Raw genomic sequence first — 14,569 nt, 5'->3', positions numbered from 1 at the left:
ACTTGGGCCTTGCGCGTCGCTTACATGAATGTGAAAGAGCAAGCAGCTCTAGTGTTTGAAAAGCACGGGGAAAAGGCATAGATCAGCCCGAACCATTGGGCGAATGTGAGGAAATTATGGGTAGTTTTTCAATTTGGCACTGGCTTATCGTGCTTGCAGTCGTGCTTCTTCTGTTCGGTCGCGGCAAAATTCCGGAACTGATGGGCGATGTTGCCAAGGGCATCAAGAACTTCAAGAGCGGCATGAGCGATGAAGACGAAGCTACTGCCGACGGCTCGAAGACGATCGACAACCAGACTGGCCAGCCGGTGAACTCGGTCAAGGAAAAGACGACCAAGTCTTGATTGGCAATGATTAGCCTCGTCATGGGCGCGGCGGATTTGCCGCGCTGGAGCATGTTGAATGTTTGAAGTCGGTTGGTCGGAAATCCTGGTTATCGTGATCGTCCTGATCGTGGTGGTCGGTCCGAAGGATTTGCCGAAGATGATACGCGCCTTTGGCAAGGCGACAGCGAAATTTCGCGCAACGGCTGGAGAATTCCGCCGCCAGTTCGACGAGGCGCTCAAGGAGGCGGAGCTTGAGGATGTCCGCGACATCATCAACGACGCGAAAAGCCTCGATCCGCGCAGCGATATCCGCAAGGTCTTCGATCCGGTAAGGACGATGGGCGAGGATATTCGCTCAAGTCTCAAGGACGTAGCTGCATCAGCCAAGGATAACGTTGCCATTCCCGATCCGAGCGCGCCCGGCGCAGCTCAGCTCCAGCCGCAGGTGATGGAACCATTGCCGGCAGCGACGCAGGCCGCCGCCTCGACTGTCGCCGAGCCCAAGACTGAAGCGCCGGCAAAGAAACCGGCTGTGCGGAAGTCAAAGCCGGCGGCGCCCAAGGCAACCGAAGTGAAGGCCGCATCTGCCAAGACCGCCGCTTCCAAGGCTCCGGTAGCCAAGGCTGCAAAGGCGCCCGCAAAGACAACGGCCAAGCCGCGCGCCAAGACTGGCGATACGGGGAAACAATCTTGAACAAGACCGACGACGAAATCGACAAGAGCTCAGCGCCTCTGATCGAGCACCTCATTGAATTGCGCCGGCGTCTGATCTGGGCGCTCGTTGCGTTCTTCGTCGCATTCCTCGGCTGTTTCCACTATGGCAAGCAGCTCTTCAATCTTCTCGTTATTCCCTATCAATGGGCCGTGGGCTGGGCGGGTTTCGATCCGGCCAAGGCTCAGCTGATTTATACCGCGCCGCAGGAATTTTTCTTCACGCAGGTGAAGATCGCCATGTTCGGTGGCATCGTCTTGGCCTTCCCGGTAATCGCCTCGCAGATCTACAAATTCGTCGCGCCTGGCCTCTACCGCAATGAGCGCATGGCATTCCTGCCGTTTCTCGTTGCGTCACCGATCCTCTTCCTCATGGGCGGGGCCCTCGTTTATTTCTTCTTCACACCGATGGTGATGTGGTTCTTCCTCGCCATGCAGCAACAAGGCGTCGCTGGAGAAGTGCAGATCTCCCTCCTGCCCAAGGTTTCCGAGTATCTCAGCCTGATCATGACGCTGATTTTTGCGTTCGGCCTGGTGTTCCAGCTTCCGGTCGTTGCGACGTTGCTGGCCCGCGTCGGTCTCGTTGGCTATGACGGCATGAAGTCGAAGCGCAAATACGCCATCGTCATCGCCTTCATCGTTGCCGCCGTGATTACGCCACCGGATCCGGTCAGCCAGATCGGTCTTGCGCTCCCGACGATCATTCTCTACGAGATTTCCATCTGGATGGTGCGTCTGGTCGAGAAGAAGCGTGCAGCGGCCGAAGCCGAAGCGCAGTCGGGCTCAAGCGAAGTCTCCTCCTGACACTTTCCGATTTCGCCGGGTCTTCGGGCCCATTTTACCACGCATCCAAGACGGCTTTACTCCCATGCTCGACATCAAATGGATCCGCGAGAATCCGCAAGCGCTTGACGCAGCTCTGGCCAAACGAGGCAACGAGCCGGCTTCGCCCCGCCTGATCGAGCTCGATGAGAAGCGCCGTCAGCATATCGGCAAATTGCAGGAGGCGCAGGAGCGCCGCAACGCCGCGTCCAAGGAAATTGGCAAGGCCATGGGCGCCAAGGACCAGGCGACTGCGGATCGGCTGAAGGCCGAGGTCGCCGACATCAAGCTGTTCCTGCAGTCGGCCGAAGAGGAAGAGCGTCAGCTCGACCGTGCCCTGACCGATGCGCTCTCAGTACTTCCTAATATTCCGCTCGAAAGCGTGCCGGTCGGCAAGGACGAGTCCGACAATGTCGAGGTGCACCGCATCGGGCAGCTTAAGAACTTCGCCTTCGAGCCGAAGGAGCATTTCGAGATCGGCGAACAGCTCGGTTACATGGATTTCGAACGCGCCGCACGGCTTTCCGGCAGCCGCTTCACGGTGCTGAAGAGCCAGCTTGCACGGCTCGAGCGGGCACTCGGACAGTTCATGCTGGACCTGCACACGCAAGAGCATGGTTACATGGAAGTGAGCCCGCCGCTCCTCGTCAATGACGAGGTTCTGTACGGGACGGGCCAATTGCCGAAATTTGCCGAGGATTTGTTCCAGACGACCGAAGGCCGTTACCTCATCCCGACCGCCGAAGTGCCGCTGACAAATCTCGTACGCGAGGAAATCCTCGACATCCGCGACCTGCCGCTGCGCATGACCGCACTGACCGCATGCTTCCGTTCGGAAGCCGGTTCGGCCGGGCGAGATACCCGGGGCATGCTGCGCCAGCACCAGTTCATGAAGGTCGAGTTGGTGTCGATCACCGATGCGGATCGTTCGTTCGAGGAACATGAACGCATGACATCCTGCGCCGAGGAGGTTCTGAAGCGTCTCGATCTGTCGTTCCGCACCGTGACGCTGTGCACGGGAGACATGGGCTTTGGCGCGCAGAAGACCTATGACATCGAGGTCTGGCTGCCGGGGCAGAAGAGCTACCGCGAGATTTCGAGCTGCTCGGTCTGCGGCGATTTCCAGGCCCGTCGCATGAATGCGCGCTACCGGCCGGAAGGGGAGAAGTCGACGCGCTTCGTCCACACTCTGAATGGCTCCGGTGTCGCGGTCGGTCGCGCGCTGATCGCGGTTGTCGAAAATTACCAGAATGAGGACGGCAGCGTTACGGTTCCTCAAGCACTCGTGCCCTATATGGGTGGGCTGACACGAATCGAAAGAGCCGTTTAACAGGCAAGGATAGGGCAATGCGCATACTTCTGACCAACGATGATGGAATTCATGCGGAAGGTCTGAGTGTGCTCGAACGCATTGCCCGAAGCCTCTCGGACGATATCTGGGTAATCGCGCCGGAAACCGACCAGAGCGGTCTTGCGCACTCGCTGACGCTTTCCAATCCGCTGCGCTTGCGCAGGATCGACGAGCGGCACTTTGCACTGCGCGGCACGCCGACGGATTGTGTGATCATGGGCGTGAAGCATCTGATGCCCGAGCCGCCTGACCTTATCCTCTCGGGTGTCAACGCGGGATCGAATACCGCCGATGACGTCACCTATTCGGGAACCATCGCCGGTGCCATCGAAGGCACGCTGCTCGGCATCAGGTCGATTGCGCTGTCGCAGGAATATGGCCTTGAGGGCGACGCCCGGGTGCTGCCCTGGGACGTCGTGGCGGCGCATGCGCCGGACCTATTGAAAAAGTTGCTCGGCGTCGAATTGCCGAAGGGCGTCCTTATCAATCTCAATTTCCCGAACTGCAACGCCGGCGCTGTCGCAGGGACGCGAGTGACCGTGCAGGGCAAGCTTTCCCATGGCCTCGCCATCGAAGAGCGTCATGACGGCCGTGGTCTGCCCTACTACTGGCTGCGCTACGGGCGGGGCAAGGATGTGCCGGCGGAAAACAGCGATGTCGCGGCGATCCGCAAGAATTTCATCTCGATAACGCCCCTCCAACTCGACCTCACCGCGCACGAAACGCGTGCGGCGCTGGAGGATGCCTTCGCATGAAGCCTGCATTGTCCGAACGGGAGGGGTTTGCCGCGTTCGTTTTGCGCATGCGCTCGCTCGGCAATACCGACCAACGCCTGCTCGGTGCCTTCGAGGCGACGCCGCGCATGGCGTTCGTCAATGGCAATCTTGGTACTCTGGCCTATGGGCAGGGGATGCTGCCAATCGAGTGCGGCGAGTTCATGGAAGGGCTCGACCTGCAGGCGCAGCTCATCAAGTCGCTCGATCTCGAGCCGACGCACCGCGTGCTGGAGGTTGGTACCGGTACTGGCTTCACAGCCGCCGTCATGGCGCGTCTTGCGGGCCGTGTCCTGTCGCTGGAGCGCTACAAAACGCTTGCCGAGCTTGCCCAACAACGGCTGCAAGCGCTGAAGATCGAGAACACCTTCGTCAAACATGCCGACGGCAGGCATGGCCTTGCCAATGACGGCCCGTTTGACCGGATCATTGTCTGGGGCTCGTTCGAGAGCCTGCCGCGCCAGTTCGTCGACCTCTTGTCGTCGAACGGCGTGATGATCGCGCCGATCGGCGCGCTTGAGGGTAGGCAGGTCATGGCCCGCCTTTCGAAGATCGGCAGCCGTTTCGAGCGCCAGGACATGATGCCGGTGCGTTTCCTGCCGCTTCTCGAAGGCCTATCGGCCGCGCTCTGATCTACGTCATCAACTTCGTCAACTCGGCGCCGCTCGTAGCGCTTCGCGCGGCTATCTCTAAGCCGACGAACGGCAACCCTTTACGGGTTTGGTGAATTTTTCGCAAATTTTATAAGCACTTTAACCGTCGGGTAACATTAACGCGATCTAATGGCGTCAATAAACTTGTATTGAGTACGGGCGGGACATGCGATGCGTTTGAGTACATTAGACAAAGCGTCACGGCGGCTGGCTCTAAATGCCGCTATTCTTACGGTTGCTGGATTGGCTGCAGGTTGCAGCTCAGGCGTGCAGCGCTTCACCAGCGCCGATTTCAGCTCCGGCTACAGCGATAACCAGCGCTCCGTCATGGCGCAGAACAACGGCCCGCAGCTCTATACGCCGCCGGTCGATTCGACGCAGACCGCTTCGGTCGGCAGCGGAAAAGTTCAGCGCGGCAACCTGCCGCCAGTTGGCGCAGCCAGTGCGTCGGCCTTGCCGCCCGTATCGTCGCAGCCCTCGCGTCCTGCGCTTGCTCCGGTTGCCAGCGCTCCGGCGCGCAGCCAGCAGATGGCATCGGCCGAACCGGTCCAGCCCATGCGGGCGGCACCGCTTGGCTCCAGCACAAACACTTTGAAGACCCCCGACGGACGTGAAGCACGCATGCCTGCCCAGCCAGCCCACAATTCTGCCAATAACGTCGCCGTAATGCCGCAAGCGCCGCAGGTAAAGGCAACGCAGCCCAACGCTTCTACGTCTGCAAAGACGCCGGCTAATAACAACGGTGCCTATACGGTGCAGAGCGGCGATACGCTGCATGCGATCTCGCGCAAGACCGGCGCCAATGTCGAGGCCATCAAGCAGGCCAACAATATGACCGACGGTACCGTCCGTATCGGCCAGTCGCTGATCATTCCGCCTTCGAGCGGTTCGCTTGCGCAGAATGTCGCCAATAACATGAAGTCGAAGGGCGCGGTCGACCAGGTCAAGACCGCATCGACGCCGCCCGCCGAACAGCCCAAGGTTGTCGCCAACGCCGCGCCGACTGCAGCAACTCCGGCCAATGCCCAGCCTGACGGCCAGGCCAAGCCGTATACGCCGCCGCAGGCGAGCGAGAAGGTCATCGACGATGCGGAGAAGGACGTGGCCGCAGCACCATCGGCGACCGGCGTCACCGGCATGCGCTGGCCGGTGCGTGGACGTGTCGTCGCCAATTACGGCAAGGGTAGCGATGGCATCGATATCTCGGTGCCCGAAGGTACGCCGATCAAGGCTGCCGAGAACGGCGTCGTCATCTACTCGGGCGACGGCTTGAAGGAGTTCGGCAATACCGTGCTCGTGCGCCACGACAACGGCCTTGTCACCGTCTACGGCAATGCCAGCAAGCTCAATGTCCAGCGCGGACAGAAGGTCAAGCGCGGCGAGGAACTCGGCAAGTCGGGCATGACCGGCAACGCCACACAGCCGAAATTGCACTTCGAGGTGCGCAAGAACTCGACGCCGGTTGATCCGTCGAAATATCTCGAATCCTGATCAGGCTTCGACCGAGAGCTCAGAAGCCTTTATGTAATTTGGCCCCCGAAAGTTGGATATCAACCTTCGGGGGTTTTGCATTTTAGATTGACGATTTTGCTAGCATTCAATGCTTGCAAGTAATATATTTTAAAGAGGCATTTTGATGAATAGCAGGCATAGGCGAACCCTGCTCGCTGTCTTTTCTGACCCGGTCGCGGGCTCGATAGCATGGTCGGATATCGAAAGCTTGCTGGTCAGCGTCGGGGACGGGCGATCGAGGGTCGTGGCTCGCGTGTCAAATTTGAAAAGGATGGTGAACTGGAAAGCTTTCACAGGCCCCATCCCACCAAGGAAGCAAAGCGCTATCAAGTCCGCGCCGCCCGGGCCTTTCTGAAAAGAATTGGAATCGAACCATGAACGTCATGCACTACAAGAATTATACTGCGCGGGTAGAGTATGACGACGAAGATGAAATATTCTTCGGCAAAATCGCGGATATAAGCGACGGCGTCGGCTTTCATGCCGATACAGTCGTCGACCTTAAAGCGGCTTTTCATGAAGCGGTGGAGGACTATATCGAGGCTTGCGCCAAGATCGGCAAGGAGCCGCAGAAGCCCTACTCGGGCAAGATGATGTTTAGGGTGAAGCCCGAAGTTCATCGCCGCGCAGTCCTCGCGGCGGAACGCGCCGGGAAAAGCCTCAACCAATGGGCCGAAGAGGCTTTGGACAAGGCGGCGAACTGACTACAGCTTCTTCCCAAGCCGCCCAGCGAGATCCTGAGTGAACTGCCAGGCGACACGCCCCGAGCGCGAGCCGCGCGTCGTTGACCATTCAAGTGCGTCGGCATGGAGCTCGCCCTTTTCGACGCCAAGGTCAAAATGCGCGGCGTACCCGTCGATCATGGCCAGATAATCGTCCTGGCTGCACTTGTGAAATCCGAGCCACAGGCCGAAACGGTCGGAAAGGGATACTTTTTCCTCCACCGCTTCCGACGGATTGATCGCCGTCGAGCGCTCGTTTTCGATCATGTCGCGCGGCAAGAGGTGCCGCCGGTTGGATGTCGCGTAAAAGATGACATTGTCCGGCCGGCCCTCGACACCGCCTTCGAGCGCAGCTTTCAGCGACTTGTAGGACGTATCGTCATGGTCGAAGGAAAGGTCATCGCAGAACAGGATAAACCGGTAGTCGGTGTCCTTGATCGCCGCCATGAGGGCAGGGAGGCTGTCAATGTCCTCACGGTGGATCTCGACAAGCTTTAGGGGCGCGCCATTATCGCCCGCTGCAGCATTGACCGAGGCGTGTACCGCTTTGACCAGCGAGGATTTGCCCATGCCGCGCGCGCCCCACAGGAGCACATTGTTGGCCTGGAAGCCTTCGGCAAAACGCTTGGTGTTGTCGAAAAGGATATCGCGGACAGTGTCGACGCCGCGGATCAGCGAGATATCGACGCGATTGACCCTGGTCACTGGATCGAAGGAGAGATGGTCCGGATTCCAGACGAAACAGTCGGCGCCATCAAGGTCGACTGCTTGCGGCTCGGGCGGCGCCATTCGCTCCAGTACCTTAATCAAGCGGTCAAGTTTATCCGTCAGCAATTCCCGCGACATTCCCATCCAGCCTTTGCTTTACCTGCGCACCTGCAACTATCATGTTGACGATAAATCGAAAAGCCGCCCTCACGGTTTTGTACGGTTGCTTTTGTCAACGCAAACATTGTATTGCGCAGGCTCAGGTATAATCAAAATAGGTCTTCTCTGGAGGTTTGTCTCAATGTTCGTAACTCCTGCATATGCACAGGCCGCCGGCGGCGCACCGGAAATGCTCATGAGCATTCTGCCATTCATCCTCATCTTCGTGATCATGTACTTCCTCATCATCCGCCCGCAGCGCACGGCGGCGAAGAAGCGCGAGGAACAGCTGAAGGCAATTCGCCGCGGCGACACGATCGTCACCGGCGGCGGTTTCATCGCCAAGGTCATGAAGGTGTATGAGGATACGGGCGAACTCGATGTCGAGATCGGCGATGGCGTCAAGGCACGGGTGTTGCGCGGCATGGTCGCCGATGTACGGGTCAAGGGCGAACCGGTTGCCGATAACAAGAAATAAGGCATAGTTACGGGGCGGCCACGGAGCCGCCCTGTTGATTCTATGCCGAAGGTTATTGCCGAATGCTCTATTTCAGCCGCTGGAAGACCGTACTCATTTGGGCCGTTGTTCTGGCAGCCGTCATATTGGCTCTTCCCAATCTGTTCACGCAGGATCAACTGGTAAAGCTGCCGGACTGGCTGCCCAAGAAGCAGCTGGCCCTCGGGCTTGATCTCGAAGGCGGATCGCGCATCGGCCTGCAGGTCGACAAGGACCATCTCCCCGATACGGATGCGACGATGGCGGTGCTGACACGGCGCCTGAGCGAACTCGGCTATACAAATCCGAATGTCGAGGGCCAGCGCAACGGGCGTATCCTTGTCGAGGTGCCGGGCCTCTACGATTCGCAGCTCCTCAAGGACATTTTGAGCCTGACAGGCGAACTCACCTTCCAGATGGTGGATTCGTCGATGCCGGCTCAGAAGGCGCTCGATGGCACACCGCCGGAAGGCGATGAGGTCGTCTATTCCTTCGACGATCCGCCGGTTCCATATCTGGTCAAGACCGAGCCGCTCGTTTCGAACAAGAATTTTGTCGACGCGCAGGCCGGTATCGACACAGCGTCACAGGAGCCTGTGGTGACATTCCGGCTCGACAGCATCGGCGCCGATCGCTTCTCCAAGGCGACGAAGGCCAATGTCGGGCAATCCTTTGCCATTGTCCTCGACAATCAGGTTCTGTCGGCGCCGGTGATCAGCGAGGCCATTCCCGGCAATACCGGGCAGATTACCGGTAATTTCGACCTCTCGGGAGCAAGCAATCTTGCTCTCGTCATGCGTGCGGGCGCCTTGCCGACCGATGTTACCGTGATCGAAGAGCGCACCATCGGTACCGACCTTGGCGCTGCAGCCGTATCATCCGGCAAGATTGCGGCCCTGATCGGCGCAGCGCTCGTCATCCTGTTCATGCTGCTGACCTATGGCTTCCTTGGCGTCATCGCCAGCGTTGCGCTCGTCGTCAATGTCCTCCTGATCCTTGCAGTGCTGACGCTCTTCGGCGCGCCGCTGACCCTTGCCGGCGTTGCCGGTATCGTCCTGACGATCGGCATGGCGGTGGATTCTAACGTCCTTATTTATGAACGCATCCGCGAGGATCGGCGGGCGGGCTTTTCAGTCATCCAGGCCATCGACTCCGGGTTTTCCCGGGCGCTCGCGACAATTGTCGATGCCAACGTGACCACGCTGATTGCAGCGCTCGTACTGTTTATTCTCGGCAGCGGCCCCGTGCACGGCTTCGCCCTCACGGTGACGATCGGCATCGTTACGACGCTGTTCACGACATTTACATTGACCAGGTGGCTCATATCGATCTGGGTGCAACGCTCGAAGCCAAAGGAAGTGCCTGGCGCACCGCTCAAGCTCGTGCCGAACAACACCAGAATCCCGTTCATGAAATTGCGCGGCCTGACCCTCGGTTTCTCGGCGCTTTCGAGCATTGCCGCCATCGTCCTCTTTGCCGTTGTCGGCATGAACTTCGGCATCGATTTCAAGGGCGGTACGCTGGTCGAAATCCAGTCGCGGCAAGGACCGATCGACCTTGACGATGTTTATAGCCGGCTCGATGATCTGAACATCGGCGAGGTCAAAATCGAACCGTTCAAGTCGGACGACCGCGCCTTGATAACGGTTGGAAGCCAGGGCGAGGGCGAGAATGCCGAGCAGACCGTCGGCGTAAAGATCCGCGGCGAACTGCAGGACGACTACGATTTCCGCCGTGTCGATGTCATCGGCCCGTCCGTATCGAGTGGATTGTCGCAGGCGGGTGTGCTCGCCGTGGTCCTGTCGCTCGTCGCCATCCTGGCCTATGTCTGGTTCCGCTTCGAGTGGCATTTTGCTCTCGGCGCGATCCTTGCCACGATCCACGACGTCGTGCTCATCGTCGGCATGTTCGTTATCTTCCAGATGGAATTCAATCTCTGGAGCATCGCGGCGCTTCTTGCCATCGTCGGCTACTCGCTCAACGATACGGTGGTGATTTATGATCGTGTCCGCGAAAACCTCAGGCGCCATGGGAATACCATGTCGCTGTCGGCCGTTCTCGATGCATCGATCAATCAAACCTTGTCGCGCACTATCCTGACTTCGCTTGCTACCTTCCTCGCACTCCTTATGCTTTACATCTATGGCGGCGATGACGTGCGTTCCTTCGCGCTGACCATTGCCGTCGGCATCATTGTTGCGACCTATTCGTCGATCTTCGTGGCCGGTCCACTATTGATGTTGTTCGGGCTCAAGGGCCGCGACGTTGTTGATGACACCGCGAGGGTGGCGTCCGAGCAGAACGGAGTTTAGGGACTTGGCCAAGGGCATTGAAATCCGGGACGCCCATTTTCCGGGGCGCGCGCCGATCGATGCCTATGGCAATGGCGGATTTCGCTTTGCCGACATGTCCCATCGTGGCTCGATCCTGTGTCTTCCATCAGGCATTCATGGCTGGGAGCCGAAAACACCGCCGATCGTGATGGCTGCCGATCTGTCGCTCGTGATCGAGCAGGCGGATGACATCGAGATCCTCTTGGTAGGCACCGGCACGGAGCTGCGCCGGCTGCCGCAGGAACTGCGCGACGCCTTGCGCAAATACCGCATTTCCGCCGATCCCATGAGCACAGGCGCGGCAGTGCGCACCTATAATGTCTTGCTGGCCGAAGATCGGGCGGTGGCGGCTGCCTTGATCGCCGTCGATTAAGGCGGCATCTGATGAACGCCAATGAAACCTACTGCATGCAGTTCCTGCGCGATGCGGACCCTGATCGCCATGTCTCGATCCTCTATGCCCCCGAGGACAAGCGCGGCGCGCTGGCGTCGATTTATGCCTTCAATGCGGAGATCGCTCGCATTCGCGACCTGATCCACGATCCGTTGCCCGGCGAGGTACGGCTGCAATGGTGGCGCGATCTTATCAACGGCACCGAACACGGCGCGGTCTCGGCGAATCCGGTTGCCGCGGCGCTCCTCGACACGATCAAGACCCACGACCTGCCGCGGCAGGCTTTCGACAATTATTGCGAAGCCCGGATTTTCGACCTTTATGATGACCCCATGCCCAGCCGCAATGACCTTGAAGGCTATTGCGGCGAGACCGCGTCGGCGTTGATCCAGCTGGCATCGCTGGTGCTCGATGAGGATGCCGCGCTGAAGCACGCGGATACGGCGGGACACGCTGGTGTTGCGCAGGCGATTTCCGGCCTGTTGCGGCTCCTGCCCCTGCACAGGCGGCGCGGCCAGATTTATATCCCGGCCGATATTCTGACAGCGGTCGGCTGCAGCCCGCAGAATCTCCTCGATGGTTCTGATGGAGAAGCGATTGCGCGCGCAGTCGCTGCCATGATAGCGCTTGCGACAGACCATCTGGCAAAGTTCGAAGCCGGCGCGAAGGAGCTGCGCGTCAGCCTGCGTCCTGCATACCTGCCGGCGCGGCTTACGCCTATCTATTTGAAAAAGCTCAAGGCAAAGGGCGCTGATGCTGCAAACGAAGTTGCCGATATAACGCCGCTGCGTCGGCAGTGGGCGATGCTGAAGGCTTCCGTCAGTTAACATGGAAGGCCGATCGAGGACGCAGCACCCCCTCGGTCTTGCAGGATATCCCCCGCAAGCGGAAAGATGGGCGGCAGCCCAGAGTCGTGAGCACACTTGAGGAACGCAACTCCGAAGTGAAGTAGCTTGCTACTCCGCAGCCTCGGCAATCGCCGGCAATCCGAGCCAGGTGCGACAATCGGCGAGGGCGCGGGCGCTCATGGCGCGCTTCTTGGCATTGGATTTTTCCTTGCCGCGCAGGCGTTTGCCTTCCGACTTCGGTGCCTCGATAGGCGGGAAGAGCCCGTAATTGACGTTCATGGGCTGGAAGGAGCGCTTTCCTGGTTCCTCATCGGTGACAATATGGCCGCCGGTAATGTGGCCGAGGAGCGCCCCAAATGCCGACGTTGCCGGCGGCGGCGTAACGGCTTGGCCCAGTCGTTCGGCGGCGGCAAACCGGCCGGCGAGCAGACCAATCGCGGCCGATTCTACATATCCCTCGCAGCCGGTGATCTGACCGGCAAAGCGCAGCCCTGGCCGGCTTTTCAATTGCAGCGTTGGATCGAGGAGTGTGGGCGAATTCAGGTAGGTATTGCGGTGCAGGCCGCCGAGGCGCGCGAACTCGGCGTTTTCGAGTCCGGGGATCATGCGGAATATTTCAGTCTGCGCTCCATATTTCAGCTTCGTCTGGAAGCCGACCATGTTGTAGAGCGTGCCAAGCGCATTATCCTGGCGCAGTTGAACGACTGCATAAGCCTTGACGGTCGGATTGTGCGCATTGGTGAGCCCCATGGGCTTCATCGGACCGTGACGCAGCGTCTCCGGCCCGCGTTCGGCCATGATTTCGATGGGCAGGCAGCCGTCGAAATAGGGCGTGCCCTCCCACTGCTTGAATTCCGTCTTGTCGCCGGCAATCAGGGCCTGCACGAAGGCCTCGTATTGCTCCTTGGTCATCGGGCAGTTGATGTAATCCTTGCCGGTGCCGCCCGGTCCAACCTTGTCGTAGCGCGACTGGAACCAGCAGACGTTCATGTCGATCGAATCGAAATGCACAATCGGAGCAATCGCATCGAAAAAGGCGAGGGCGTCGGCGCTGGTCTCGCGGCCGATGGCCTCCGCAAGCGAAGGAGCCGTCAGCGGTCCGGTCGCTATGATGGCTTTGTCCCAGTCTGCTGGCGGCAGGCCGGTAATCTCCTCGCGTACGATCGTAATGAGCGGCTGCGCTTCGAGGATTGCGGTGACCTTGTCGGAAAAACCGTCGCGATCGACGGCAAGGGCGCTGCCGGCCGGCACCTGGTGGGCGTCTGCCGCGGCCATGATCAGCGAATTGGCAAGCCGCATCTCGGCGTGAAGCACGCCGACCGCATTGGTCTCGGCATCGTCGGAACGGAACGAATTGGAGCAGACCAACTCGGCCAGTCCTTCGGTCTTATGGGCATCCGTGCCGCGCACGGGGCGCATTTCATGCAGGATTACAGGCACGCCGGCTTGCGCCAGTTGCCATGAAGCTTCGGAACCGGCGAGACCGCCGCCAATGATGTGTACAGGTTTGATGGACATGGCTTTCCAATAACCGCTTTGACCGCCCGCATCAATGTGCAAAAGCCGCCGCACGGCGCAATGCGGCGGCTTTCGATCCAAGCGATCAGGCGCTGGCCTTGTCGAGTTGGGTAACGTCTTCGGCACTCAGGTTGAGCGAAGCCGCCTTGATCAGGCTGTCCAACTGTTCAAGGGACGTCGCGCTGGCAATCGGGGCGGTCACGCCTTCGCGCTGCATGATCCAGGCGAGGGCGATTTCCGCGGGCTTTGCCTTGTGCTTGGCGGCAATATCGTCAAGTGCGGCGAGAATGCGGAATCCACGCGGATTGAGATAATCCTTGATGCCGCCACCGCGCGCGCTTTTGCCAAGGTCGGCCTCGCTGCGGTACTTTCCGGAGAGAAAGCCGCGCGCGAGGCTGAAATAGGTAATGACGCCGATATCTTCGGCCATGCAGAGATCCCGCAGCGGTCCGTCATAGCTCTTGCGGTCATAAAGATTATACTCCGGCTGCAGCACATCGTAGCGCGGCAGGCCAGTTTCCTTGGAAACGTCGAGCGCTGCTCGCAGTTGCTGGGCATCGAGATTAGAGGCGCCGATTGACTTGACCTTGCCCGCCTTCAGGAGTTGCGCATGCGCGCCGAGGGTCTCCTCGTAGGGTGTTTCCGGATCCGGCCAGTGCGAAAGATAGAGATCGATCGCATCAACCTGCAGCCGGCGCAAGGAAGCCTCGGCGGCCTTGGCGATATAGGCAGCCGAAAGGTCCTTCTTGCCTTGTCCCATGTTGGAACCGACTTTGGTGATAATGACAATTTTGTCGCGATTTTTACGTGATTTCATCCATTCGCCGATGATGGTTTCGGATTCGCCGCCTTCATTGCCGGACACCCAGCGCGAATAGGCATCGGCCGTATCGACGGCGTTGAAGCCGGCATCGACGAAGCGATCAAGCAGGTCGAAGGATGTCTTCTTGAATGCGGTCCAGCCAAAGACATTCCCGCCAAAGACGAGCGGGGCGACGGAAAGGCCGGTTCGGCCGAGACGGCGTTGTTGCATGATCATTCTCCGATTGGGGTGAGGTGCGCCAGGGGTGATTTAGGGTGCGGCGCTGGCTGTTGCCAGGTGAGGATTTCCGGGAGCAACCATATTATGCAAATCTGTTGGGCTTCAGTGAAAACAATTGTTAGTGTTGGGCATGCAACCAAAAGTCTCAAAAAAACTCGTCTTCTGTTTTCTTCTTCTCATTCTTTGCAGTCCCGCATCCAT

Annotated in this window: 16 protein-coding genes; 13 read left to right on the top strand and 3 right to left on the bottom strand. The window is 59.3% G+C overall.

Annotation, left to right across the window (positions count from 1 at the left end; genetic code table 11):
• The first annotated feature begins 116 nt into the window (after nucleotides 1–116).
• From BR48_RS0111765 to BR48_RS0111725, 9 genes are all read left to right on the top strand, one after another.
• Nucleotides 117–344, top strand: coding sequence for a twin-arginine translocase TatA/TatE family subunit (locus BR48_RS0111765; RefSeq protein ID WP_027231478.1), 228 nt, complete (start codon nucleotides 117–119; stop codon nucleotides 342–344).
• Between the two features lie 58 nt (nucleotides 345–402).
• A complete protein-coding gene (gene tatB, locus BR48_RS0111760; protein ID WP_027231477.1) occupies nucleotides 403–1,020 on the top strand; it encodes a Sec-independent protein translocase protein TatB in 618 nt (205 codons plus the stop codon).
• Nucleotides 1,017–1,841, top strand: coding sequence for a twin-arginine translocase subunit TatC (tatC, locus tag BR48_RS0111755; protein WP_027231476.1), 825 nt, complete (start codon nucleotides 1,017–1,019; stop codon nucleotides 1,839–1,841). Before tatB ends, tatC begins: the two co-directional genes overlap by 4 nt.
• A 64-nt stretch (nucleotides 1,842–1,905) precedes the next feature.
• On the top strand, nucleotides 1,906–3,189 hold the full coding sequence (serS, locus tag BR48_RS0111750; protein WP_027231475.1) for a serine--tRNA ligase: 1,284 nt from the start codon (nucleotides 1,906–1,908) through the stop codon (nucleotides 3,187–3,189).
• 17 nt (nucleotides 3,190–3,206) lie between these two features.
• The gene (gene surE / locus BR48_RS0111745; RefSeq protein WP_027231474.1) at nucleotides 3,207–3,965 is read left to right on the top strand and encodes a 5'/3'-nucleotidase SurE; all 759 of its coding nucleotides are present in this window, start codon (nucleotides 3,207–3,209) and stop codon (nucleotides 3,963–3,965) included.
• Nucleotides 3,962–4,615: a protein-L-isoaspartate(D-aspartate) O-methyltransferase gene (locus tag BR48_RS0111740; RefSeq protein ID WP_027231473.1), complete on the top strand. Its 654-nt coding sequence runs from the start codon at nucleotides 3,962–3,964 to the stop codon at nucleotides 4,613–4,615. The genes surE and BR48_RS0111740 overlap by 4 nt, the downstream gene beginning before the upstream one ends.
• 192 nt (nucleotides 4,616–4,807) lie before the next feature.
• Nucleotides 4,808–6,127 carry a peptidoglycan DD-metalloendopeptidase family protein gene (locus tag BR48_RS0111735; RefSeq protein ID WP_027231472.1) on the top strand — a complete coding sequence of 440 codons (1,320 nt, stop codon included), beginning with the start codon at nucleotides 4,808–4,810 and terminating at the stop codon, nucleotides 6,125–6,127.
• A 210-nt stretch (nucleotides 6,128–6,337) separates the two neighbouring features.
• Nucleotides 6,338–6,526 carry a type II toxin-antitoxin system HicA family toxin gene (locus tag BR48_RS25840; protein WP_245273442.1) on the top strand — a complete coding sequence of 63 codons (189 nt, stop codon included), beginning with the start codon at nucleotides 6,338–6,340 and terminating at the stop codon, nucleotides 6,524–6,526.
• Nucleotides 6,523–6,852 carry a type II toxin-antitoxin system HicB family antitoxin gene (locus tag BR48_RS0111725; protein WP_027231470.1) on the top strand — a complete coding sequence of 110 codons (330 nt, stop codon included), beginning with the start codon at nucleotides 6,523–6,525 and terminating at the stop codon, nucleotides 6,850–6,852. Before BR48_RS25840 ends, BR48_RS0111725 begins: the two co-directional genes overlap by 4 nt.
• On the opposite strand, the gene BR48_RS0111720 is transcribed toward BR48_RS0111725, so the two are convergent.
• Nucleotides 6,853–7,716, bottom strand: coding sequence for an ATP-binding protein (locus tag BR48_RS0111720; protein ID WP_027231469.1), 864 nt, complete (start codon nucleotides 7,714–7,716; stop codon nucleotides 6,853–6,855).
• A gap of 163 nt (nucleotides 7,717–7,879) precedes the next feature.
• Between BR48_RS0111720 and yajC the strand changes: the two genes are divergently transcribed.
• The 4 genes from yajC to BR48_RS0111700 all read left to right on the top strand — a co-directional run bounded on the left by yajC (nucleotide 7,880) and on the right by BR48_RS0111700 (nucleotide 11,787).
• Nucleotides 7,880–8,215 carry a preprotein translocase subunit YajC gene (gene yajC / locus BR48_RS0111715; protein ID WP_027231468.1) on the top strand — a complete coding sequence of 112 codons (336 nt, stop codon included), beginning with the start codon at nucleotides 7,880–7,882 and terminating at the stop codon, nucleotides 8,213–8,215.
• Nucleotides 8,216–8,277: 62 nt separating this feature from the next.
• Entirely contained in the window at nucleotides 8,278–10,545 is a 2,268-nt protein-coding gene (gene secD, locus BR48_RS0111710) for a protein translocase subunit SecD (RefSeq protein WP_027231467.1), read from the top strand.
• Nucleotides 10,546–10,549: 4 nt separating this feature from the next.
• Nucleotides 10,550–10,939 carry an Mth938-like domain-containing protein gene (locus tag BR48_RS0111705; protein ID WP_027231466.1) on the top strand — a complete coding sequence of 130 codons (390 nt, stop codon included), beginning with the start codon at nucleotides 10,550–10,552 and terminating at the stop codon, nucleotides 10,937–10,939.
• 11 nt (nucleotides 10,940–10,950) lie between these two features.
• Complete coding sequence (locus BR48_RS0111700; protein WP_027231465.1) at nucleotides 10,951–11,787, top strand: phytoene/squalene synthase family protein; 837 nt, start codon at nucleotides 10,951–10,953, stop codon at nucleotides 11,785–11,787.
• 129 nt (nucleotides 11,788–11,916) lie between these two features.
• On the opposite strand, the gene trmFO is transcribed toward BR48_RS0111700, so the two are convergent.
• The gene (trmFO, locus tag BR48_RS0111695; protein WP_027231464.1) at nucleotides 11,917–13,326 is read right to left on the bottom strand and encodes a methylenetetrahydrofolate--tRNA-(uracil(54)-C(5))-methyltransferase (FADH(2)-oxidizing) TrmFO; all 1,410 of its coding nucleotides are present in this window, start codon (nucleotides 13,324–13,326) and stop codon (nucleotides 11,917–11,919) included.
• Nucleotides 13,327–13,411: 85 nt separating this feature from the next.
• A complete protein-coding gene (locus BR48_RS0111690; protein WP_027231463.1) occupies nucleotides 13,412–14,359 on the bottom strand; it encodes an aldo/keto reductase in 948 nt (315 codons plus the stop codon).
• Nucleotides 14,360–14,569 lie beyond the last annotated feature (210 nt).

This window comes from Phyllobacterium sp. UNC302MFCol5.2, from assembly GCF_000686005.1.
Taxonomy (GTDB): Bacteria; Pseudomonadota; Alphaproteobacteria; order Rhizobiales; family Rhizobiaceae; genus Phyllobacterium; species Phyllobacterium pellucidum.
This window is presented reverse-complemented; position numbering and strand designations above follow the sequence as displayed.

Coding starts and splice junctions, on each gene's coding strand:
- BR48_RS25840 (WP_245273442.1), top strand. CDS start 6,338: ATGGTCGGATATCGAAAGCTTGCTGGTCAGCGTCGGGGACGGGCGATC.
- yajC (WP_027231468.1), top strand. CDS start 7,880: ATGTTCGTAACTCCTGCATATGCACAGGCCGCCGGCGGCGCACCGGAA.
- BR48_RS0111740 (WP_027231473.1), top strand. CDS start 3,962: ATGAAGCCTGCATTGTCCGAACGGGAGGGGTTTGCCGCGTTCGTTTTG.
- secD (WP_027231467.1), top strand. CDS start 8,278: ATGCTCTATTTCAGCCGCTGGAAGACCGTACTCATTTGGGCCGTTGTT.
- serS (WP_027231475.1), top strand. CDS start 1,906: ATGCTCGACATCAAATGGATCCGCGAGAATCCGCAAGCGCTTGACGCA.
- BR48_RS0111725 (WP_027231470.1), top strand. CDS start 6,523: ATGAACGTCATGCACTACAAGAATTATACTGCGCGGGTAGAGTATGAC.
- BR48_RS0111720 (WP_027231469.1), bottom strand. CDS start 7,716: ATGTCGCGGGAATTGCTGACGGATAAACTTGACCGCTTGATTAAGGTA.
- trmFO (WP_027231464.1), bottom strand. CDS start 13,326: ATGTCCATCAAACCTGTACACATCATTGGCGGCGGTCTCGCCGGTTCC.
- BR48_RS0111765 (WP_027231478.1), top strand. CDS start 117: ATGGGTAGTTTTTCAATTTGGCACTGGCTTATCGTGCTTGCAGTCGTG.
- tatB (WP_027231477.1), top strand. CDS start 403: ATGTTTGAAGTCGGTTGGTCGGAAATCCTGGTTATCGTGATCGTCCTG.
- BR48_RS0111735 (WP_027231472.1), top strand. CDS start 4,808: ATGCGTTTGAGTACATTAGACAAAGCGTCACGGCGGCTGGCTCTAAAT.
- BR48_RS0111690 (WP_027231463.1), bottom strand. CDS start 14,359: ATGCAACAACGCCGTCTCGGCCGAACCGGCCTTTCCGTCGCCCCGCTC.
- BR48_RS0111700 (WP_027231465.1), top strand. CDS start 10,951: ATGAACGCCAATGAAACCTACTGCATGCAGTTCCTGCGCGATGCGGAC.
- surE (WP_027231474.1), top strand. CDS start 3,207: ATGCGCATACTTCTGACCAACGATGATGGAATTCATGCGGAAGGTCTG.